A 19,995-nucleotide genomic window follows, 5' to 3' on the forward strand; every position below is an offset into this window, starting at 1 on the left:
ATGCCGTAACCGTTGAGCAACCTCGTTCGGCATCTCGTACATAGCGGCGTAACGCTCCCCCACTCTCTGGAGGCGCGCATGTCGCGTAGGAGAACTCTCAGCACCAAGAAGAAGATCGCTCTGCTGGTCAGCGCGGCGACCGTGGCCGGCGGCGGGGCCTTCGCCCTGGCCGCCACCTCGAACGCGGCGTCCGTGCAGACCGCTCAGACTTCGGTCGCGTGCCAGGGCCTGGCCACGGCACTCGGCAACAACCTGAATTTCATCGCGGACCAGAAGGCCCACCCCGACTCCCAGTCGGCGGCCAGGATCGCGAACCGCGAAGCGGTCGTCGCGCAGATCAAGGTTCAGCAGCAGGCGTCGGGCTGCGCTGTCGGGGAGTCGGCTCAGGGCTCCCAGACCGGCCAGCAGGCCGCCCAGCAGCCCGCGCAGTCCGCTCCCGCCCAGGCCGCCCCCGCGGCTCCGGCGCAGAGCGCCCCCGCGAACAACGCGGGCGGCGGCGCCGCGACCGGACAGCAGGTCTGCAACGGTTCGACCGTCACGCTCTCCGGCGAGGGCGGCGCTCCGGCCGCGTCCAGCAACCAGTTCCCGGCCGGCACGAAGCTGAAGGTGACCAACCTGGACAACAACAAGTCCACGACCGTCACGGTCACCTCGGTCTCCGGAAGCTGCGCCCTGCTCAACAACGCGGCCTTCGAACAGGTCCGCGAGCCGGGCAAGTTCCTGATCCGCCGGGCCCGTATCGAGAAGGTGGGATAACGGGCGGAACGCCTCGAAAGCCCTGCCGTCACCGTCCCTTCCGGGTCGGGGGCGGCAGGGCTTTCGCATGGGCGGGGGCTGTCCGCGCGGACCGGCCGCCTCGCGACCCGACGGCCGAGACGCGCACCATGAGGACACATCGCGCCGGACGGCTTCACCCGGATCGCATACGAGGAACCCCCACCGGAGTGTTGGAACCCCGGTGGGCGACGGGCCGGGCGATCGCGGACGCGAACGATCACAAGCGGTCGGAGACGGTCACACGGGCCGTGTGAGACCGGGCACACACGGCCCAGGTAACACGGGGTTCACATTCGGGCAACGCTCGGGAAATCGCTGGTTGACAGGCTTCCGGACATCCCCGGCGGCGCCCCAGTGCCGCAGCGCCGCAGCACCCGCACGTGCGATCAGACCCACCCCGAAGGATGTGGCCCGTGAGCTTCAAGGCTGAGTACATCTGGATCGACGGCACCGAGCCGACGGCCAAGCTCCGTTCGAAGACGAAGATCCTGGCCGACGACGCCAAGGGTGCGGAGCTGCCGATCTGGGGCTTCGACGGCTCCTCGACGAACCAGGCCGAGGGTCACGCCTCGGACCGCGTACTCAAGCCCGTGGCCAGCTTCCCGGACCCGATCCGCGGCGGCGGCGACATCCTCGTCCTGTGCGAGGTCCTGAACATCGACATGACGCCGCACGAGTCCAACACCCGTGCCGCGCTGACCGAGGTCGCGGAGAAGTTCGCCGCGCAGGAGTCGATCTTCGGCATCGAGCAGGAGTACACCTTCTTCAAGGGCGCCCGTCCGCTCGGCTTCCCCGAGGGCGGCTTCCCGGCCGCGCAGGGCGGCTACTACTGCGGTGTCGGCGCGGACGAGATCTTCGGCCGTGACGTCGTCGAGGCGCACCTGGACAACTGCCTCAAGGCGGGCCTCGGCATCTCCGGCATCAACGCCGAGGTCATGCCCGGCCAGTGGGAGTTCCAGGTCGGCCCGCTGGCGCCGCTGGAGGTCTCGGACCAGCTCTGGGTCGCCCGCTGGCTGCTCTACCGCACCGCCGAGGACTTCGGCGTCTCCGCGACGCTGGACCCGAAGCCGGTGAAGGGCGACTGGAACGGCGCGGGCGCGCACACCAACTTCTCCACCAAGGCGATGCGCGAGGGCTACGACGCGATCATCACCGCGTGCGAGTCGCTCGGCGAGGGCTCCAAGCCGATGGACCACGTCAAGAACTACGGCGCCGGCATCGACGACCGTCTGACGGGCCTGCACGAGACCGCCCCGTGGAACGAGTACAGCTACGGCGTCTCCGACCGCGGCGCCTCGGTCCGCATCCCGTGGCAGGTCGAGAAGGACGGCAAGGGCTACATCGAGGACCGCCGCCCGAACGCCAACGTCGACCCGTACGTCGTGACGCGTCTGATCGTCGACACCTGCTGCACCGCGCTGGAGAAGGCCGGTCAGGTCTGATCCCGCCCAGCACTTCCGACGGGGCGTCCACCATCGCGGTGGGCGCCCCGTCGCGTTGCCGGCGGGCCGGCGATCCACAGGACGTCAACTTCACGCCAAGGAGGCGTCCGAGCAGTGAGCAGAGGCTCCTGTTACGGGGCCGTGTCTGCTTCAATGGGTTCATGGCCAACTTCCAGAAGTGCATCGCGACGGGTCGCCATGACCTCGAGCCCTTCTGGCCTTCCCGTCAGCACCACGACTTCGACCGGGTGTGTTGTCGCGTGACGAACGCGCCGGCCCTCTAAAGCCGTACATCCCGGCCTTCGGCCAGCGCGCACGACGTACGTCCTCGACCGCCCCGACCACGAACTCGCGGCCGTCGAACCTCCCGACGAACTTCTCGCGCGAAAGAGCTGACCTCTCATGGCGACCACCCGTTCCTTCTCCTCCGTAGCGACCTCTCCCCTGCCCGCTCCCGCGGCCGCCCCCGCGCGGCACCGGCTGCGCGCCGTCGACCGGGACGAGGTCGCCGACGTGGCGACCTTCCTTCCCCCGGGCGCCACCTGGCTGCCCGCCCCCCAGAACGCGCTGCCCGTCCTGCCGGGGCAGCCGCCGATGATCGGCTACCTGGTCCTCGTCCCGGCCGACCAGCAGCCCCTGCTGCCGGTCGCCGTCACCGCCCCGGCCGAGCCCGGCGGCGCCGCTCCCACCGAGGGCACCGGCTCCGCCGCCCCGCTGGTGCGCGTCGACACCGTGCAGCGCACCGCCGAGGTCGACGGACAGGCCCTGGACCTCACCTACCTGGAGTTCGAGCTGCTCGCGCATCTCGTCCGGCATCCGCACCGGGTGCACACCCGCGACCAGTTGGTCTCCACGGTGTGGGGCTACGGACATGTCGGCGACGGGCGGACCGTCGACGTCCATGTCGCACGACTGCGCCGCAAGCTCGGCGCCCGGCACCGGCAGGCGATCCAGACGGTGCGCCGGGTGGGCTACAAGTACACGCCGCCGACCGCTCGTTGACCCGGACGGTCCGGGATCCCGTAGGCCTCGGGCCGGTCCCGGGCCGCCCGGCGGATCTCCTGTCGGCAGAGCGGAGTTCCGCCTGGCCTCCCGAGGGGGCACAGTCGTCCCCATGACACGCAGACTTCTGATGCTGGGCGGTACGGAGTTCGTGGGACGCGCGGTCGTGGAGGCCGCGCTCGCCCGGGGATGGGAGGTGACCGTCTTCCATCGCGGCCGCCACGAACCCCCTCCCGGTGTGCGGTCGTTGCTCGGCGACCGCACCGCGCCGGACGGACTCGCGGCGCTCGCCGGCACCACGGACACCTGGGACGCCGTCGTCGACACCTGGTCGGCGGCGCCGCGACCCGTCCGGGACGCGGCGCGGCTGCTGGCCGGGCGAGCGGCCCGCCATGTGTACGTGTCGAGCTGCTCGGTGTACGCGTGGCCCCGCGCCGCCGGGTTCACCGAGGACGCCCCGCTCGTGGAGGGCGCCTCGGCCGACGCGGAGGCGAGCGACTACGCCCGGGACAAGCGGGGCGGGGAACTGGCCGCCGTCGAGGCCTTCGGCGGCGACCGGTCGCTGCTCGTGCGGTGCGGACTGATCCTCGGGCCGTACGAGAACGTGGGACGGCTGCCGTGGTGGCTGAACCGGATCGCGGCCGGGGGTCCCGTGCTGGCTCCCGGGCCCCGTGAGCTGCCGCTCCAGTACGTCGACGTCCGGGATCTGGCGCGGTGGACGCTCGGCGCCGTGGAGGCGGAACGCGACGGGGCGTACAACCTGGTGAGTGCCCCGGGGCACAGCACGATGGGGGCACTGCTCGACGCCTGTGTGCGGGCCACCGGGTCGCGGGCCGAGCTGCGCTGGGCGGACCCCGCGACCGTCCTCGACGCCGGGATCGAACCGTGGACGCAGCTTCCGGTGTGGGTGCCGCCCGGCACCGAGCTGCACACCTCGGTGTATTCGGGCGATGTCTCACGCGCCCTGCGGACCGGCCTGCGGTGCAGGTCGGTCGAGGAGACCGTCGACGCCACCTGGAACTGGCTCCGGTCACTCGGCGGCCCCGGCCCCCGACGTCCCGACCGGCCCGCGGTGGGACTGGATCCGGCGGTCGAGGCGAAGGTTCTCGGCATCTGAACCCCGGCAATTCCCCGACCCGGCGCCCGGACGACGACCGCCGTGAACTCGGCTTTCCGACAGGCCAGTTGGAGCGCGCGCGGACGGCCGTCCGATCGCCGTCCGCGCGCGCTGTCCGGACCGGGGCAGTTATTGAATACGAGTCAAGAAAAGCGCCCTCAAACCTGAATTGCGAGATCAACTCCCGGAAATTCGCGGGCTTCTGGGGCCATTGTGACCGAATTGGTCTCACGACTTTCTAAGATTCTTTCGAGACCCCTGAACACCTCACGCACCTCCCGCGTATGGAATGGAGCCGCTTCACTCCTGTCGGGCGCCTCGCTGCCCCGCAAGGAAGTCAGAGGAGTTCCATGGGACGCAACATTCGAAAACGCCGTTCGCCGCTGGCCGTTCGTGCCATTGCCGCGTCGGCAGCGCTCGCGATCGGTGGGGGTGGGCTGGTCTGGGCGAACTTCTACGCCTCGGCGCACGAGAGCAACTCGGCGCGCAACACCACCAAGTCCGCCCCCGCCCAGGTGGCCACCATCAGCTGCCCGGACGTCGGCCAGAAGCTGTCCAACGTTCCGAACCAGGCGCGGGGCCAGGTCGACGGTGAGCTGGCGACACTCGACCAGCAGATCACCGCGGCCTACCAGCGACTCGCGACCACGCGTGACGCGCAGGTGAGAGACGCGAGCTTCGTCCAGAACTCCATCCTCACGCCGCTGAAGCAGAACCGGTCGGTGATCATCGACCGGATCAAGCTGGAGATCAACCGCGTCGGCGGCAGGGCTCCGGGCTGGCTCGACGGGCTCTCCACCTGTACGGGTCAGCCTGCCGCGGGTCAGCCTGCCGCAGGCCAGAACAACGGCGGGCAGAACAACGGCGGCGCCACGGCCGCTCCGTCCGCGAGCGCGAGCGCCGGTGCGGGCACCGGTGCGAACGCCGGCGCGGGTGCGGGTGCCTCCGCGAGCGCGAGCGCTCCCGCCGGTGGCGCCCAGGCGAACAACGGCGGACAGGCCGGCAACGGCCCGCTCGCGACCGACTTCGTCGACATCACGAAGGTCCAGCCGAACGTCGCCGCCAAGCCCCGTGCCGGTGCCGCCGGTTCGCGCGGTGTGTTCTCGTCGTCCTGCGGTGTCAACGCGAACAAGAAGTTCAACACGGACAACGTGATCGTGGCGCCCGGTGTCTCCAACGGCGCGCACCACCTGCACGACTACGTCGGCAACCAGTCCAACGACGCGTTCGCCACCAACGACACGTTCGCGGCGGCCCAGACGTCCTGTGCCAACCAGGGCGACAAGTCGACGTACTACTGGCCGGTCGTGCGTATCCAGAACGGCACCCAGGACTTCGACCAGAACAACCTGGGCGGCGGCAAGGAACTCAACGTCGGCGCGATCCAGCAGGTGAAGCAGGCGCAGATCAAGTTCGTCGGCAGCCCGACCAGCAAGGTCGTCGCGATGCCGAAGTTCCTGCGCATCATCACCGGTGACGCCAAGACCACGACCAACGGTCTCGGCAACGCCAACGCCCACTGGAGCTGCACCGGCTTCGAGAACAAGGTGCAGCTCACGCAGCAGTACCCGATCTGCCCGCGGGGCAGCACCGTGGTCCGCACCTTCGCCTTCCAGAGCTGCTGGGACGGGGTGAACATCGACAGCGCGAACCACCGCACCCACGTGGCCTTCGCCGACGCCCAGGGCAACTGCGCAGGCGGGTTCAAGGCGATCCCGCAGCTGACGATGCGCCTCGTCTACAACTTCCGGGCCCCGACCCTCACCAACGGGCAGATCAAGAACGCCTACGCGGTGGACGGTTTCCCGGAGCAGCTGCACAAGCCGGCCACCGACCACGACGACTTCATCAACGTCTTCGACGACGCCCTGATGAACAAGATGGTCACCTGCATCAACAACGGCCAGCGTTGTAGGTAAGCAGCCCCACCGGTAAGCAGCTCCACCGAGAAGGCCGGTGGCGGGATCTCCCGCCACCGGCCTTCTTGTCGCTGACCCGGGTCCCGCGCGGTCAGCCGCTGTGCTGATGACCGGAGTGCGAGGCCCCCTGCTCCAGCGTCCCGCCGAGCCGGCCGCGCAGCGTGGTGACCATCTTCTGGTCCCCGACGGCCACCCACTTGGCGCCCACGAGGTAGTAACCGCCGTAGTCCTTGGCCCCGTTGAGCCAATCGCGCTGACCGCGGTCGGTGGCGAAGGTCGCCAGGATGAACTTGCCGGTGGTGATCGCGCAGACGCCCTGGCGGATCTCGTCCGCGTCGGTCTGGATGCTCGGCTTGCACTTCACCTCGGCGGCCAGCTCCTCCAGACTGCCGGTGGCCGTGGGCGGGACGGTGTCCTTGGCCGCCGCGCCCTTGCCGTCCGATCCGCCGCCGCAGCCGGTCAGTGCCAGCAGGGCGGCCACGGCCGCCCCGGTCAGAAGCTTCCCGCGTGTCAACCTCATACGTTCCTCCGGTACCTGTCGGCGTTCACGCCGAGAAGAGCCCCGGCGAGGGCTCTGCCTTCGATTACGGCTCCGGACCGCCCGGCGCTCAATCCGCCCCCGCGGAGGGGGAACCCGGTACCGCCGGGAACACGGCTGTGCGAGGGTGGCACCCGTGAACGAAGACTGGGAAGAGCGTACGACGGCGGCCTGGGCCGGTTTCGACGACTACGAGGAGGAGCGGGCGGCGGACTTCCGCGCGGTGATCGACGCGCTGGTCGCCGAACTGCCGGCGGACAGCCCCCTCGGCCCCTTCGAGCGGGCCTGCGCCTGGGACTCGACGGGCCACTCCGACAAGGCCGTCCCCCTGTACCGGGAGGCGCTGGCCCGGGGGCTGAGCGGGTACAAGGGCCGCCGGGCGCGGATCCAGCTCTCCAGTTCACTGCGCAACATCGGGCAGGCGGACGAGGGCGTCAAGCTCCTCACCCCCGAACTGGTCGCGCCCTCGGACGAACTGGACGACGCGGTGCGGGCCTGCCTGGCACTGTGCCTCGCCGATCTCGGCCGCGAACGCGAGGGCCTGGCCCTGGTGATCGGCGCCCTGGCCCCCCATCTGCCGCGCTACCAGCGGTCGATGGCCAACTACGCGCGCCTTCTCGTGGAACCCGGGGAATCCGCGGACTGAGTCCTCGGCGGGGCCGGTGACCATCCGCCGATTCGCTCGTTCTGCTGAACGTGCAGTCACAGGATGTAGCCCCGCGCCCCGCGCCCTCCTCCGGAGTTGTCGTCGACGTCGAGCAGGCCGAGGCCGCGCTCGTCGAGCACTACCCGCGGCTGGTCCGGCTCGCCTATCTGATGCTTCCGCCGAGCCTCGGCCGCAACCGGCGGGTGCTGACCGCGCACGCCCTCGCCCAGCGCGCCCTGCCGCGCGGCAGGGCGGCGGGCGACACCTCGGCGATCCCGGCGCAGCAGAGCGGCGGCGGCCGCGACGGCGACCCGGGCTACGCGTTCGTACGCCTCCAGGTGGTGCGCGCGGCGCTGGAGGCGGGACTGCCGCTGAGGCGGTGGGCGTGGCCCAAGCGGTCCCAGCTGCCTCCGCTCCTGCCCCAGGTGTGGGGCCTGCGGCTCTTCCCCCGCTCCGGTGGCGCCGACGAACTCGCCCTGGACCAGCGGCTGTCCACACTCTCCGGACCGGCCCGCGCCGCCTACGTGCTGCGCGGTCTGGAGAAGCTGGCCGACGCGCCGCTGCGCCGGGTGCTGTCGGCGGCGGGCGTCGGGGACCCGGCCGCGGCACTGAAGGAGGCCTCGGGCGTCGAGGCGCGGGACGCGCTGCTCGACTCCCCCGAGTTCGACCCCTGCTCGCTCCAGGCCCGGCCCACCGATCTGCTGCGGCGCAGGCAGCACCTGCGGGCCGCGTTCGCCGCCACCGCCACCGCGGCCGTGTGCGGCGCGCTGCTGGCGCTGCCGGGCGACGGCTGGGGCCCGGACGGCGCCGCGGCCCCCTCGTACGCGCAGAACCCGGCCGCCGAGGCCGCGCTCGACCCGGCCCGGCTGGAGCGGGTGGCGCCCGCGGCCTGGGAGTCGTCCGCGCGCACCGACTTCTCCGTCTGGCCGGCCCGCGGCGGCCTGGTCGGCGACACCGCGCTGCTGCGCCGCGCGCTCGCGGTCTGGGCCAGGCCCGGCGAGTCCGTCCAGGTCTCGGCGACACCCGGCACCCCCTCCGGCGCTCCGCCAGGACCACCCCAGCTGCTGTACGCGGGCGTCGTCGACCAGGCGCGCGTGGTGCTCCTGTACGACGGTCTGCGCATCGCGCGCTACGCCGAGCCGAAGGACGGCACGGGCGGCGCGGCCCTCGACTTCGCGCGGGCCGACGGGGCGAACGGGGCGGAGGCCGGCGCGGTGGTGCTGGGCCGTGCCGACGGCAACGTCCGCTATCTGACGGCGCCCTGGGTGACCAAGGCGGCCGAGCGCGACCTGCTGAAGCCCTCCGCGGGGGCGATGGACCTCACCCTGTCCGCGGACGGCTCCACCTCACCGCTGGCCGGTCCCCCGCAGAGCGGCGCGTGCACGTCGTGGAACGTGCTCCAGGTCCAGGACGCCTCCGGCACCCGGCTGCTGAGCGACCTCGGCGAGCTGATCCCGGCCCACCTCACCGCGGGCCGGCCGGCCGCGCCCCGGGAGGCGGCGGGAGCGGAGAACCTGCGGGAGTGGGCGCCGTTCGCGTGCTCGCTGGCCACGATGCGCTCGCAGGGCGTGCGGAGCGTGAACGCCTGGGAGTACGCGCGCCAGCCGCTGCCCGACGGGAGCGGCTCGGCGGCCTGGGTGTGCACACGGGCCGACACCTGGCGCGGCGGCGGCACCCGGGTGCTGGCCCAGTTCCGTACTCCCGGTGGGGTGTACGGGGCGGTCGCCGCGAAGGCCGAGAACTCCCCGGCGTGCGGCTCCCGCGATCCGCATGTGCTGGCCGGTGTGCTGTGGAAGTCGGGCGGTGGGTTCTGGTATCTCCTCGCGGCGGGCGGCAAGGGCACCGCGTCGGTCCGGGCGACCGGTGGGGTGAGCGGCTCCGCGCCGGGCCCCCTGCTCACCGTACGGGCCACGCAGGGAGCGCAGGCCGAGCTGAAGGGGACCCTGACGGACGGCCGCGGCATCACCGGGCTGCGCTGACCACCAGGAGACCGGTCGCGACGCCGGCACGGACACACCGGCCGCTCGACCGACGCGGGCACGCGCCCGCTTCGCCGGCACACACCTGCCGCTTTGCTGACGCAGGTGTAAACAAGTGGGCGCAGAGGGCTTCTCCGGGCGTCTACCCGTCAGTACATTGACGCCATGTCTAACACGCAGGGCCGGCTGCCCCGGCCGGTCGAGTCCGAGCGGACGGCCCTCAAGGCGCGCAAGGTGTCGTTCTCCTGGGAGGACACCCCCCTGCACTGGGTGCCCGACGAGCCCTTCGCCACGCACACCATGAACGTACTCCACCTGCTGCTGCCGGCCGGCGAGCGGTGGTTCGTGCATGTGTACCGGCAGGTCCTGCCCCTCATCCGCGACGAGAAGCTGCGCCAGGACGTCATCGGGTTCATCGGACAGGAGGCGACGCACTCGCAGGCGCACGACGAGGTGCTGCCCCACCTGGCAGAGCTGGGGCTCGACCCGACGCCGTACACCGCGCAGGTCGACTGGCTCTTCGAGAAGCTCCTCGGCGACCGGACCCTCCCGCCGGGCAGGGCACGCCGCTGGTGGCTGATGGAGCGGGTCGCCCTGATCGCCGCGATCGAGCACTACACCGCCTTCCTCGGCGACTGGATCCTGAACTCCGAGGAGCTGGACCGGCGCGGCGCCGACCCGGTCATGCTGGACCTGATGCGCTGGCACGGCGCCGAGGAGGTCGAGCACCGCTCGGTGGCCTTCGATCTGTTCGTGCACCTCGACGGCGGCTACCGGCGGCGGGCGCGGACCTGGGCGACCGCGTTCACCGCGCTCGTGTTCCTGTGGCAGCGCGGGGCCCGTTTCTTCATGGAGAACGATCCGACGCTCGTCGACGGCCGGGCGAGCTTCAAGCACTTCTACACCGCGGGAAAGCGGGGCGTGCTGCCGCCGACCGGGGACCTGCTGAAGTCGATCCCCCGCTATCTCAGCCGCTCCTACCACCCCTCGCAGGAGGGCTCCACCGAGCAGGCGGCCGCCTATCTGGCCTCCTCCCCCGCCGCGACCGCCGCCTCGGCCGCCGAGAAGGCCGCGGGTGCCGCGTGACGCCGAGGCTCGCGACCGTCGTCGCCGTCGCCGGGGCGGCCGTGCTCGTACGGCGCGCGCTGCGCCGCCGGATCGGGGCGTCCCCGCTGTGGCCGCTGCCCGCGCTGGAGGACCCCGTCTCGGGCCGGCCCCGCTCACGGACCCTGCGGCTGGCCGTCGGGCGCCACGAGCGCGTCGCCGACGGTGTCGTCCTGATGCGGCTGGAAGGCACGGACCTGCCCCCATGGGAGCCGGGGGCCCATCTCGAAGTCGTACTGCCCTCCGGGCTCGTACGGCAGTACTCCCTGTGCGGGGACCCGGAGGACCGCTCCTCGTACACCATCGCGGTCCGGCTCGTCGAGGACGGGCGGGGCGGATCGCGCGAGGTGCACGAGCGGCTCCGCGAGGGGACGCGGGTCGAGGTGCGCGGACCGCGCAACCGCTTCCCGCTCGTGGAGGCGCCCGCCTACGTCTTCGTGGTGGGCGGTATCGGGATCACCCCGGTGCTGCCGATGCTGCGGGCCCTGCCGGAGGGCGCCGACCGGCGGCTGCTGTACGGCGGCCGGACGCGCGCCTCGATGCCGTTCCTCGAGGAGATCGAGAAGCAGGACGGCGCGCAGGTCACCGTCGTCGCCGAGGACGAGGACGGACTGCCGAACCTGGACGCGCTGTTCGCGGACCTCGCCCCGGGGACGGCGGTCTACTGCTGCGGTCCGCAAGGACTCATGGCGGCCGTCGAGGAGCGGATCCCGGCCGGGGTGAGCCTGCACCTGGAGCGGTTCACCGCCTCCGCTCCCGGCGCGGGCGACACCGCCTTCGAGGTCGAACTCCGGCGCAGCGGACGCACGGTGACCGTGCCCGCCGGTTCGACGGTCCTCGCGGCGGTCCGCGAGGCGCTGCCCGGCACGCTCTACTCCTGCGAGCAGGGATTCTGCGGAACCTGCCGGCAGCGCGTCCTGGAGGGGGAGGTCGAGCACCGCGACGAACTGCTCACGGACGCGGAGCGTGACGACTCGATGCTGATCTGCGTCTCGCGCACACGCGGCGAGCGCATCGTGCTGGACATGTGAACGCCCCCCGCCCGGACCGGCCCGTTCCGGGCCGGAGCCGATCGGTAAAGTGTCCGCATGACAACCGGGGTACGCCGCAGGATGGGTGTCGAGGAGCGACGGCAGCAGCTGATCGGCGTCGCCCTCGACCTGTTCAGCCGACGCTCGCCCGACGAGGTCTCCATCGACGAGATAGCCTCGGCCGCGGGCATCTCCCGGCCGCTGGTGTACCACTACTTCCCGGGCAAACTCAGCCTGTACGAAGCGGCGTTGCAGCGGGCCTCCGACGATCTCGCGGGCCGTTTCGTGGAGCCCCCGGACGGGCCGCTGGGCGCGCGGCTGCTGCGGGTGATGCGCCGCTTCTTCGACTTCGTGGACGATCACGGGCCCGGTTTCGCCGCGTTGATGCGGGGTGGTCCGGCCGTGGGCTCGTCGACCACCAACGCGCTCGTGGACGGCGTACGGCAGGCGGCCTACCTCCAGATCCTGTCGCATCTGGACGTCCAGGACCCGCCCGCCCGGCTGGAGCTGGTGATCCGCTCATGGATCTCGCTCGTCGAGTCGACGGCACTGATCTGGCTGGACGGGCGGCGGATCGAGCGCGGTGAGCTGGAGGTGCAGCTCGTGCACGACTTCGCGGCCCTGGCCGCGGTCAGCGCCGCCTACGACCCGGAGGTCGCCGCGCTGCTGCGCAAGGGGCTGCGGAACGAACCGGGCGACGGGCCGTTCACCGACCTCGCCGTCCGGCTCCTCGCCCTCGCCGCGCCACCGGAGGCCTGAGGCGCCGGAAGCTTGAGGCGCCGGAGCCTTGAGGCGCCGATCTCACCGGGCGGGGGTCACTCCTCGAACTTGCGGTAGGACGGGTCGAGGTCGCGCACCTCGGTGGAGACGTGGAGCGTGACCCCGTCGGCGGGCTCGATGTGCTTGCGCAGCAGCTCCAGCGTGGCCTCGGAGAGCTTCGCCTTGGTCGCGTCGCTGCGGCCCGCGAGCAGCGCGAGCGTGACGTGCACGATGGCCGGGCCCGTGCCGCCGCCCACCACGTCGCCCACGATCTCGTCCTCGGTCCGCAGCGTGCGGGTCTTGCACGCCTCCAGCCGTGCGGCGGCCGTCTCGACGACCACGGGGTGCAGCGCGAGCGCGAACGCGGGCCAGTCGACGTGGTCGAGTGCCGGGGAGAACTCGACGGTGATCTGCGGCATGGGTACTCCTGTTCCGGGGGCTCTCAGGGGGTCTCCGGCTCACCCTAGCCGCCCCGCCCGGTCGAGGACGGACGGCGGGAGACGGTGGACGGGGGCGGCCCCGGACACCCGTCGTGCTCAGGGTGTCCGGGGCCGCCCCCGTCGGGTCGGGCCGTGGTCACGGGGTCCGGGTGAACACCGCCACCGTGCGGGCGGGAACGGTGAAGGAGCCCGTTCCCTTCGTGTAGGACGAGGACTTGACGACGGAGTCCGAGCCCTTCGCCTGCACCGGGTGCAGCGTGTACGCGGTCCCGGCCAGGGAGCCGACGGTCTGCTTCTGCTGCTCCGGGGTCGCGTTGAAGACGATCACCAGGTCGCCGAGGCGCGCGGTGATCACTCCGGGGGTCTCGTCCTTGCCCGACAGCGGGAAGGAGAGCCGCGACTGCACCTGGGCGGCCGTGGCGAGCGAGAAGGCCTTCTCGGTCGAACGGATCCGCTGGAGGTCCTGGAAGGCGGCCGAGGTGCCGTCGATCTGGTCGCAGCCCACCTTCACGGAGGTCAGCAGCGGCTTGGCGAAAGGCCACTTCGAGGAGTTGTCCGCGGCCGTCGGCAGGCCGCGCCCGAATCCGTTGCCGTCCTGGCAGTTCCAGTGGATGGCGTTGAACCAGTCGCCGCTGTCGAAGGAGTTGCGGTCGAGGGACTTGGAGCGCAGCAGGTCGGAGCCGGCCTGGGAGAGGGACGGACCCTGCGAGAGGGTGGCCGTCGCCATCGCCAGGACCTGCATGCGGGCCCGGTCGGCGGCGCTCGTCGTCGCGGGCAGCTTGTACGTCAGCGCGTCGTACAGCGACTCGTTGTCGTGCGCGTCGGCGTAGGACAGCGCGTCACCGGGCGCGGCCGCGTAGCCGGCGGGCTGGCCGTTGTAGTCGATCTCGGAGCCCTTGACCTCCTTGCCGTCGGAGTCGGTGAAGTGGAACGAGGCCAGGTTGCCGGTCAGGCCGACCTTGATGAGGTCCTGGTAGTGCAGCAGGCGGGCCTTCTGCTCGGCCGGGGTGCCGTTGGCGGTCGAGGAGTTGGGGTCGGTGTAGAGGCCCGAGGCGAAGCCCTGGACGCCGGGGTCGGAGTCGAAGGGGCTGCCGCCGCGGACGGCGTCACGGGCACGGTCGGAGAAGGTCGCGATGCCCGTACCGGCCATGTTCTTCTGGGTGGCCTGGACGAAGCGGGCGTCGTCGGCGACCTCGCCGAAGTTCCAGCCCTCGCCGTACAGGATGATCTTCTTGCCGTCGACGCCGTCCTTGGCGAGGGTCAGCCCGTCCAGGGCCTTCCTGACCGCGAGGATGTTGGCCTTGGGCTGGTGGCCCATGAGGTCGAAGCGGAAGCCGTCGACCTTGTACTCCTTGGCCCAGGTGACGATCGAGTCGACGACCAGCTTGCCCATCATGGCGTTCTCGGTCGCCGTGTTGGAGCAGCAGGTGGAGTTGGCGACGCTGCCGTCGGCGAGGAGCCGCTGGTAGTAGCCGGGGACGATTCTGTCGAGGACGCTGGTGTCGGCCTGGCCGCTGGCGGCGGTGTGGTTGTAGACCACGTCCATGACGACCCTGAGGCCGTCCTCGTTCAGCGACTTGACCATCTTGCGGAACTCGACCGTGCGGCCGGTGCCGTCGGGGTCGGTGGCGTAGGAGCCCTCGGGGACCGTGTAGTGGTACGGGTCGTAGCCCCAGTTGTAGGCGTCCTTGGCGGCGGTCTTCGCCACGCACTCCTGCTGCTTCTCGGAGTCGGCGGCGTAGGAGGCGAGGTCGCAGTCGGTGCTCTGCTGGTCCGCCTTCTTCTCGGGGATGGTGGCGATGTCGAACGTGGGCAGCAGGTGCACGTACGAAGTGCCGGACTTCGCCAGCTTCTTCAGGTGCTTGGAGCCGTCGCTGTTCTTGTCGGTGAACGCGAGGTAGGTGCCCTGGTCCTTCGCGGGGACGGTCTTGTCCGCCACCGAGAAGTCACGGACGTGCAGTTCCTGGATCTGCGCGTCCCGCAGCGGTACGGCCTTGGGCTTCTTGAGCGCCGACCAGCCGGACGGGGCCGTGGACTTGGCGTCGAGGTCGACGACCAGGCTGCGCTCCGAGTCCGCGGTCAGGGCCACCGAGTAGGGGTCGGTCACCTTGTTGGTGACGATCTTGCGGACGCTCGGCGCCCACACCTTGACGACGTAGCGGTAGGGCTTGTCCGTCCAGGACTTCCTGCCGGTGACGGACCAGACGCCGGTGGCGCCGTCACGCTTCATGGCGACGGTGGAGCCGGCGAGGTCGAGGCTCACCGACTGGGCGGTCGGGGCCCACACCGAGAGGGTGGGGACACCGTGGTGGAAGACCGGTCCGAGGTGCGCCTTCGTCGCGGGGTACAGGTCGTCGAGGACTCCGGCGGTCTGCACGCCGGTCGCCGCGAGCACGGCGCCGTTCGCGGCCCGCTGCGAGGCGACCAGCTGACCGCCGAGCGCGGAGCGCACCCGGGCGCGGTCGCGCGGGTCGACCGACCAGGCGGTGTACGCCTTGAGGTAGGGGAACTTGGCCTTCTGGGCGTCGGTGAGGGTGGTCTTCTCCAGTCGCAGCCAGCGCTCGTCGTCGCTGGTCAGCCCGCCGTCCTTGACGGCGATGGAGCCGTCGTGGGAGGCAAGGAGCTGGGTGGAGACGGCGGCGTCGGAGCCGTTCCAGGCGACCGTGTCGCGGTCGATCCAGACCGCCTTGGAGGTGGTCAGGTCGAGCGCGGCCGCGCTGCCCTTGGGCTGCGGCAGCAGGTACTTCTCCTGGCCGCCGAGCAGCCACACCTCGTGGCCGTTCGCCGTGAGGTCCAGCGACTGGTCGGTGGGCAGGTCCTTGTCGTCGCCCTTGTGCAGGATGTAGCTGAGGCTGGTCGCGCCCTCGGCGAGCGGCACCTCGAAGACGGCTCCGTAGGCGTCGGTGCGCACCGGCTCCAGGGGCTTCGTCCAGTCCGTGGGCGTCGCGGCCCCGGTCCACACGTGCAGGCCCCAGCCGGCGTAGTCGCCGTCGGCGCGGTGGTAGTGGACGACGGCCTTGGTCTTGTCCTGGGCGGGCAGGTCGGGCTGTTCGGTGAGGACGGTGTCCTTGCCCTGCTCGACCCAGACCTCGCCGGTCTTGGTGACGTCGATCGTGCGGTCGCTCGCGACGTCCTTGTTGCCGTCCTTGTCGATGACCAGGAAGCCCACGCTGGAGGCGCCGGGCTTCAGCTTGACGTAGGCGAAGGCGCCGTAGGCGTCGCGGCCGACGAAGTCGTGGCCGGCCGGCCATGTGGTGGCCTCGCCGTCGGCGATGTCGCCCCAGGCGTACAGGCGCCAGTCGGTGTAGTCGCCGTCGGTGCGCTTGTAGTGGACGACCGCGTAGTCGCGCGAGGAGGCCGCCGGGATCTCGGGGGCGGGCGCGGTGCCGGTGGTGGACTCGGCCGTCGCGCCCGCGGTGCGTCCGGCGGAGTCGACGACGACGGCCTTGTAGCGCAGGGCCGTTCCGGCCGGTACGTCCTTGCCGATGGCCTGGGTGACCTTGTACGGGGCGTGGTCGGCGGAGCCGAGGGTGTGCCAGGCGCCGTTGCCGGTCTGGGCGGCGAAGACGACCCGGTCGAGCTGTCCGCCGGTGACGTCCGCCGAGAGTTCGACGGTGCCGGTGGCGCCCGCGGCGGGGGCCTTCAGCGTCAGGGTGGGCTCGGAGGCGGGGGCGGCGAGCCGGCCGGCGGCCTTGAGGACGATCGCCGATCCGGCCGGGACCGTGACGGTGACCTTCTTGTCCGCGTCGCTGGCCGCCGAGGCGGACGTCCCGTACAGGGCACGGAAGGTCATGTTCGCCGAACCGGTCGCGAACGTGGCCGACTTCGCCTCGTCGGCGTTGTTCACGGCGACGACGTACTCGGTGCCGGTCTTCGCGTCGGTGCGGGAGAAGGCGTACACGCCGGCGCCGTCGGCGGCGTAGCGCTCCGTCTGGACGCCGTCGGTGAGGGCCGGGTTGTTCTTGCGCAGCTCGGACAGGGCGCTGATCGTCCTGTAGAGCGGCGCGTTCGTGTCGTAGGCGTCGCTCGCGGCCGTGCGGTCGGTGCCGATCTCGTCGTCGTCGAGGTAGTCGGCGATCTTGGAGGCGAACATCGGCTGGCGGGCGTCCTTGTCACCGCCCGAGCCGGTGAAGCCCTGCTCGTCGCCGTAGTAGACGACGGGGTTGCCGCGGCTGAGGAACATCAGCTCGTTGGCGAGCTTGTCCTTCTTCAGCAGTTCGGCGTCGGTCGCCTTGGGGTTGTCCTGGTCCAGGAAGTACCCGATGCGGCCCATGTCGTGGTTGCCGAGGAAGGTGACCTGCTCGTAGGCGTTGGCCTTGTCGGTCGTGTACTTGTAGTCGTCCGCGAACAGGGACGAGAGCTTCTGCGCGCTGCCGCCCTGCGAGGCGTAGGAGCGGGCCGCGTCCTGGAACGGGAAGTCGAGGGTGGCGTCGAGCCGGCCCTGCGTGACGTACGGCGAGGTGATCGAGGTGTCGGCGGAGTAGACCTCGCCGAACATGAAGAAGTTCTTGCGCCCGTGCTTGGCCGCGTACGCGTCGAGGGCGGTCGCCCACTGCGTCCAGAACTCCATGTCCACGTGCTTGACGGTGTCGATCCGGAAGCCGTCGATGCCGAAGTCCCGGACCCACTTCTCGTAGATCTTCTCCATGCCGCTGACGACCTCGGGACGCTCGGTCCACAGGTCGTCGAGGCCGGAGAAGTCGCCGTAGGTGGTGGACTCGCCCGCGTAGGTGGAGTCACCGCGGTTGGAGTACATCGTCGTGTCGTTGAGCCACGACGGGACCTTCACGTTCTTCTTCGCGGCGGGGACCGTGGGCGTCCGGGGGAAGGAGCCGTTGTCCACCGGGGGGAAGCCCTTGGCGCCGTCCGCGTAGTCCGCGTCGTCGAAGGGCCTGCCGTCCTTGGTCAGGTACGGGAAGGCGCCCTTGGAGAGGTAGTCGTAGGACTTCTCCTTGTAGTCGACGACATCGGCGGTGTGGTTGGTGATGACGTCGAAGAAGACCTTCATGCCCTTGGCGTGGGCCTTGGAGATCAGCGTCTCCAGGTCCTTGTTGGTGCCGAAGTGCGGGTCGACCTTGGTGAAGTCGGTGATCCAGTAGCCGTGGTAGCCGGCCGACGCGTCCTTGCCGGTGCCCTGGACGGGCTGGTTCTTGAAGATCGGCGCCATCCAGATGGCGGTGGTGCCGAGGCCCTTGATGTAGTCGAGCCGCTTGGTCAGACCCTTGAGGTCGCCACCCTGGTAGAAGCCCTTGTCGGTGGGGTCGTAACCGGTCGAGAGCCTCGAACCGGTCAGTCCGCCCTGGTCGTTGGACGTGTCGCCGTTGGCGAAGCGGTCCGGCATCACGAAGTAGAACTGGTCACGGGTGGAGTCGTGCCGGGACGGCTCGGCGGCGAGCTTCGCGTCCGACGGCGGTGCGGGCGGGGTCTGGGCCCGCGCCACAAGGGGTTGCGCAAGCGATACGGCCAGTGCGGCGGCGAGGACGGCTGCACGCAGCCTGGGGCGGCTGAAGCGGCTCGCCAGCCCTCTCGGTATCAGGTCCACAGTCGTGAACTCCTAGCGATTACGGCGTACTCGGGTCCGACCCCGCGCAGCGTTTCGGCCACGATGCCGAACGCCCGCGTGACCGTATCGCTCACGCAAGGTTTACAGCAAGAGTCTTGCAACATGCGGAAAGGGATTTCAGCAGGTGGACTTGCCCGCGTAGATCGCGAGTGCCGTGTTGGCGCCCAGCGTCGCCGTGAACTGGCCCGAACTGTTCACCGTGATGCTCGTGTTGTTCTGGACGTCGCAGTACGTTCCCGCCGCGAGGGAGGTGCTGTAGGTCCGGCTCAGCGACGAGGTCTCGTGGTTGATGGCCACGAAGCCCTTGCTGCCCCGGCCGAAAGCGATGGCGTCGTTGCCGTCGTCCCACCAGTTGGAAAGCGCTTGTCCACGGGTGGCGTTGCGGAAGGCGACCATCGACTTGATCTCCGGCCAGGCGTGCTGGCACTTCCAGCCGTCCTGCCAACAGGCGTTGACAGTACCGCCGTTGGGGGGCCCTGCATCCGCGTCCGACCACTCGTAGCCGGAGTTGATGTCGGGGGCGCCGTAGGGGTAGGCGAGCATGAAGACGTTGGCGAGGGTGTAGTTCGCCCCGTCCTTGTAGTTGAGCGTCGAGCCGTTGCGCTCGGTGTCGTGGTTGTCGACGAAGACGGCCGCGACGGAGCTGCTCATGTAGCCCCAGCCCTCGCCGTAGTTCTTCAGGTAGGCGAGGTTCTCGTTGTTGAAGACCCGCTTGAGGTCGTAGGCGTAGCGGAACTCCTGGACGTCTCCGTTGCCGGTGTACTCGGTGGGCTGGACGGCCTCGCCCGAGCCGTAGATGGCCTCCTGCTTCCAGTAGACGGACGGATTGCTCAGCCGGGACTTGATGTTGGCGAGGTCGGCCGCCGGGATGTGCTTGGCCGCGTCGATGCGGAACCCGTCGACGCCGTAGCCGAGCAGGCTGTTCATGTAGCCGGCGATGGTCGCCCGGACGTACTCCTCGCCGGTGTCCAGGTCGGCGAGCCCGACGAGTTCGCAGTTCTGGACGTTGGCGCGGTTGGTGTAGTCGCTGATGGTGGCCGTGCAGTCGTCCATGTCGGCGGACGAGTAGAGGCCCGGATAGTTGTACTTCGTGTACGAGGAGCCGCCCGTGCCGGTGCCGGAGCCGGCCGCCATGTGGTTGACGACCGTGTCCGCCACGACCTTCACGCCGGCCGCGTGGCAGGTGCTGATCATGTTCTTGAAGGCGGTGGCGTCGCCGAGCCGTCCGGCGATCCTGTAGCTCACGGGCTGGTACGAGGTCCACCACTGCGAGCCCTGTATGTGCTCGGCGGGCGGGGACACCTGGACGTAGCCGTACCCGGCCGGGCCCAGCGTGTTGGTGCATTCCTTGGCGACCGAGTCGAATTTCCACTCGAACAGGACGGCGGTGACGTCCTTGGTTCCGGGCGGCGAGGCCGCGGCCGTACCGGGGGGAACGGTCACCGAGACCGCCAGGCCAGCCACGAGGGCGAACGAGGCGGCGAGCGTCTTCCTTGCCATGTCGTCTACTCCTGCACTACGTCGTGCGGGTGGGGGGATCGGAACGTACCGCTTGCAATCATGTTTCAGCAAGATGTCGAAATAACTTTCAACTTCCTTATTGACGCGCCCCCTTGGGCGGTCCCACGCTCCACACGGGTCAGCTCCGCGTCCCCGCGGCCGCGCTGACCGAACCGGA

14 protein-coding genes are annotated in these 19,995 nt (G+C 70.6%); 10 read left to right on the plus strand and 4 right to left on the minus strand.

Annotation, left to right across the window (positions count from 1 at the left end; translation table 11 throughout):
* Positions 1–78: 78 nt before the first annotated feature.
* The 5 genes from ACZ4AA_RS00715 (at position 79) to ACZ4AA_RS00735 (ending at position 6,257) form a co-directional block, all read left to right on the plus strand.
* Complete coding sequence (locus ACZ4AA_RS00715) at positions 79–756, plus strand: hypothetical protein (RefSeq protein ID WP_467593116.1); 678 nt, start codon at positions 79–81, stop codon at positions 754–756.
* Positions 757–1,190: 434 nt separating this feature from the next.
* Complete coding sequence (glnII, locus tag ACZ4AA_RS00720) at positions 1,191–2,219, plus strand: glutamine synthetase (RefSeq protein ID WP_467593118.1); 1,029 nt, start codon at positions 1,191–1,193, stop codon at positions 2,217–2,219.
* A gap of 402 nt (positions 2,220–2,621) precedes the next feature.
* The gene (locus tag ACZ4AA_RS00725) at positions 2,622–3,221 is read left to right on the plus strand and encodes a winged helix-turn-helix domain-containing protein (protein ID WP_467593121.1); all 600 of its coding nucleotides are present in this window, start codon (positions 2,622–2,624) and stop codon (positions 3,219–3,221) included.
* Positions 3,222–3,351: 130 nt separating this feature from the next.
* A complete protein-coding gene (locus ACZ4AA_RS00730) occupies positions 3,352–4,338 on the plus strand; it encodes an NAD-dependent epimerase/dehydratase family protein (RefSeq protein ID WP_467595053.1) in 987 nt (328 codons plus the stop codon).
* Positions 4,339–4,688: 350 nt separating this feature from the next.
* Positions 4,689–6,257: a DUF1996 domain-containing protein gene (locus ACZ4AA_RS00735; protein WP_467593123.1), complete on the plus strand. Its 1,569-nt coding sequence runs from the start codon at positions 4,689–4,691 to the stop codon at positions 6,255–6,257.
* A gap of 91 nt (positions 6,258–6,348) precedes the next feature.
* Here the strand turns inward: ACZ4AA_RS00735 and ACZ4AA_RS00740 are convergent, their stop codons facing one another.
* Complete coding sequence (locus ACZ4AA_RS00740) at positions 6,349–6,777, minus strand: hypothetical protein (RefSeq protein ID WP_467593125.1); 429 nt, start codon at positions 6,775–6,777, stop codon at positions 6,349–6,351.
* 154 nt (positions 6,778–6,931) lie between these two features.
* Here ACZ4AA_RS00740 and ACZ4AA_RS00745 point away from each other — a divergent pair, with 154 nt between their 5' ends.
* The 5 genes from ACZ4AA_RS00745 (at position 6,932) to ACZ4AA_RS00765 (ending at position 12,314) form a co-directional block, all read left to right on the plus strand.
* Positions 6,932–7,441 carry a tetratricopeptide repeat protein gene (locus tag ACZ4AA_RS00745; RefSeq protein WP_467593128.1) on the plus strand — a complete coding sequence of 170 codons (510 nt, stop codon included), beginning with the start codon at positions 6,932–6,934 and terminating at the stop codon, positions 7,439–7,441.
* 50 nt (positions 7,442–7,491) lie between these two features.
* Positions 7,492–9,420 carry a hypothetical protein gene (locus ACZ4AA_RS00750; protein WP_467593130.1) on the plus strand — a complete coding sequence of 643 codons (1,929 nt, stop codon included), beginning with the start codon at positions 7,492–7,494 and terminating at the stop codon, positions 9,418–9,420.
* A 165-nt stretch (positions 9,421–9,585) separates the two neighbouring features.
* Entirely contained in the window at positions 9,586–10,506 is a 921-nt protein-coding gene (locus ACZ4AA_RS00755) for a metal-dependent hydrolase (protein ID WP_467593134.1), read from the plus strand.
* Positions 10,503–11,555 carry a PDR/VanB family oxidoreductase gene (locus ACZ4AA_RS00760; RefSeq protein WP_467593136.1) on the plus strand — a complete coding sequence of 351 codons (1,053 nt, stop codon included), beginning with the start codon at positions 10,503–10,505 and terminating at the stop codon, positions 11,553–11,555. The genes ACZ4AA_RS00755 and ACZ4AA_RS00760 overlap by 4 nt, the downstream gene beginning before the upstream one ends.
* Before the next feature lie 57 nt (positions 11,556–11,612).
* Complete coding sequence (locus ACZ4AA_RS00765) at positions 11,613–12,314, plus strand: TetR/AcrR family transcriptional regulator (RefSeq protein WP_467593139.1); 702 nt, start codon at positions 11,613–11,615, stop codon at positions 12,312–12,314.
* Positions 12,315–12,370: 56 nt separating this feature from the next.
* Here the strand turns inward: ACZ4AA_RS00765 and ACZ4AA_RS00770 are convergent, their stop codons facing one another.
* The 3 genes from ACZ4AA_RS00770 to ACZ4AA_RS00780 all read right to left on the minus strand — a co-directional run bounded on the left by ACZ4AA_RS00770 (position 12,371) and on the right by ACZ4AA_RS00780 (position 19,817).
* Positions 12,371–12,733 (minus strand): 5-carboxymethyl-2-hydroxymuconate Delta-isomerase, encoded by a 363-nt coding sequence (locus ACZ4AA_RS00770; protein ID WP_467593141.1) that lies wholly within the window; start codon positions 12,731–12,733, stop codon positions 12,371–12,373.
* A 157-nt stretch (positions 12,734–12,890) separates the two neighbouring features.
* Positions 12,891–18,290: a pullulanase-type alpha-1,6-glucosidase gene (pulA, locus tag ACZ4AA_RS00775; protein WP_467595056.1), complete on the minus strand. Its 5,400-nt coding sequence runs from the start codon at positions 18,288–18,290 to the stop codon at positions 12,891–12,893.
* Between the two features lie 144 nt (positions 18,291–18,434).
* A complete protein-coding gene (locus ACZ4AA_RS00780) occupies positions 18,435–19,817 on the minus strand; it encodes an alpha-amylase (protein ID WP_467593144.1) in 1,383 nt (460 codons plus the stop codon).
* Positions 19,818–19,995 lie beyond the last annotated feature (178 nt).

This window comes from Streptomyces sp. NPDC024698 (assembly GCF_055559015.1).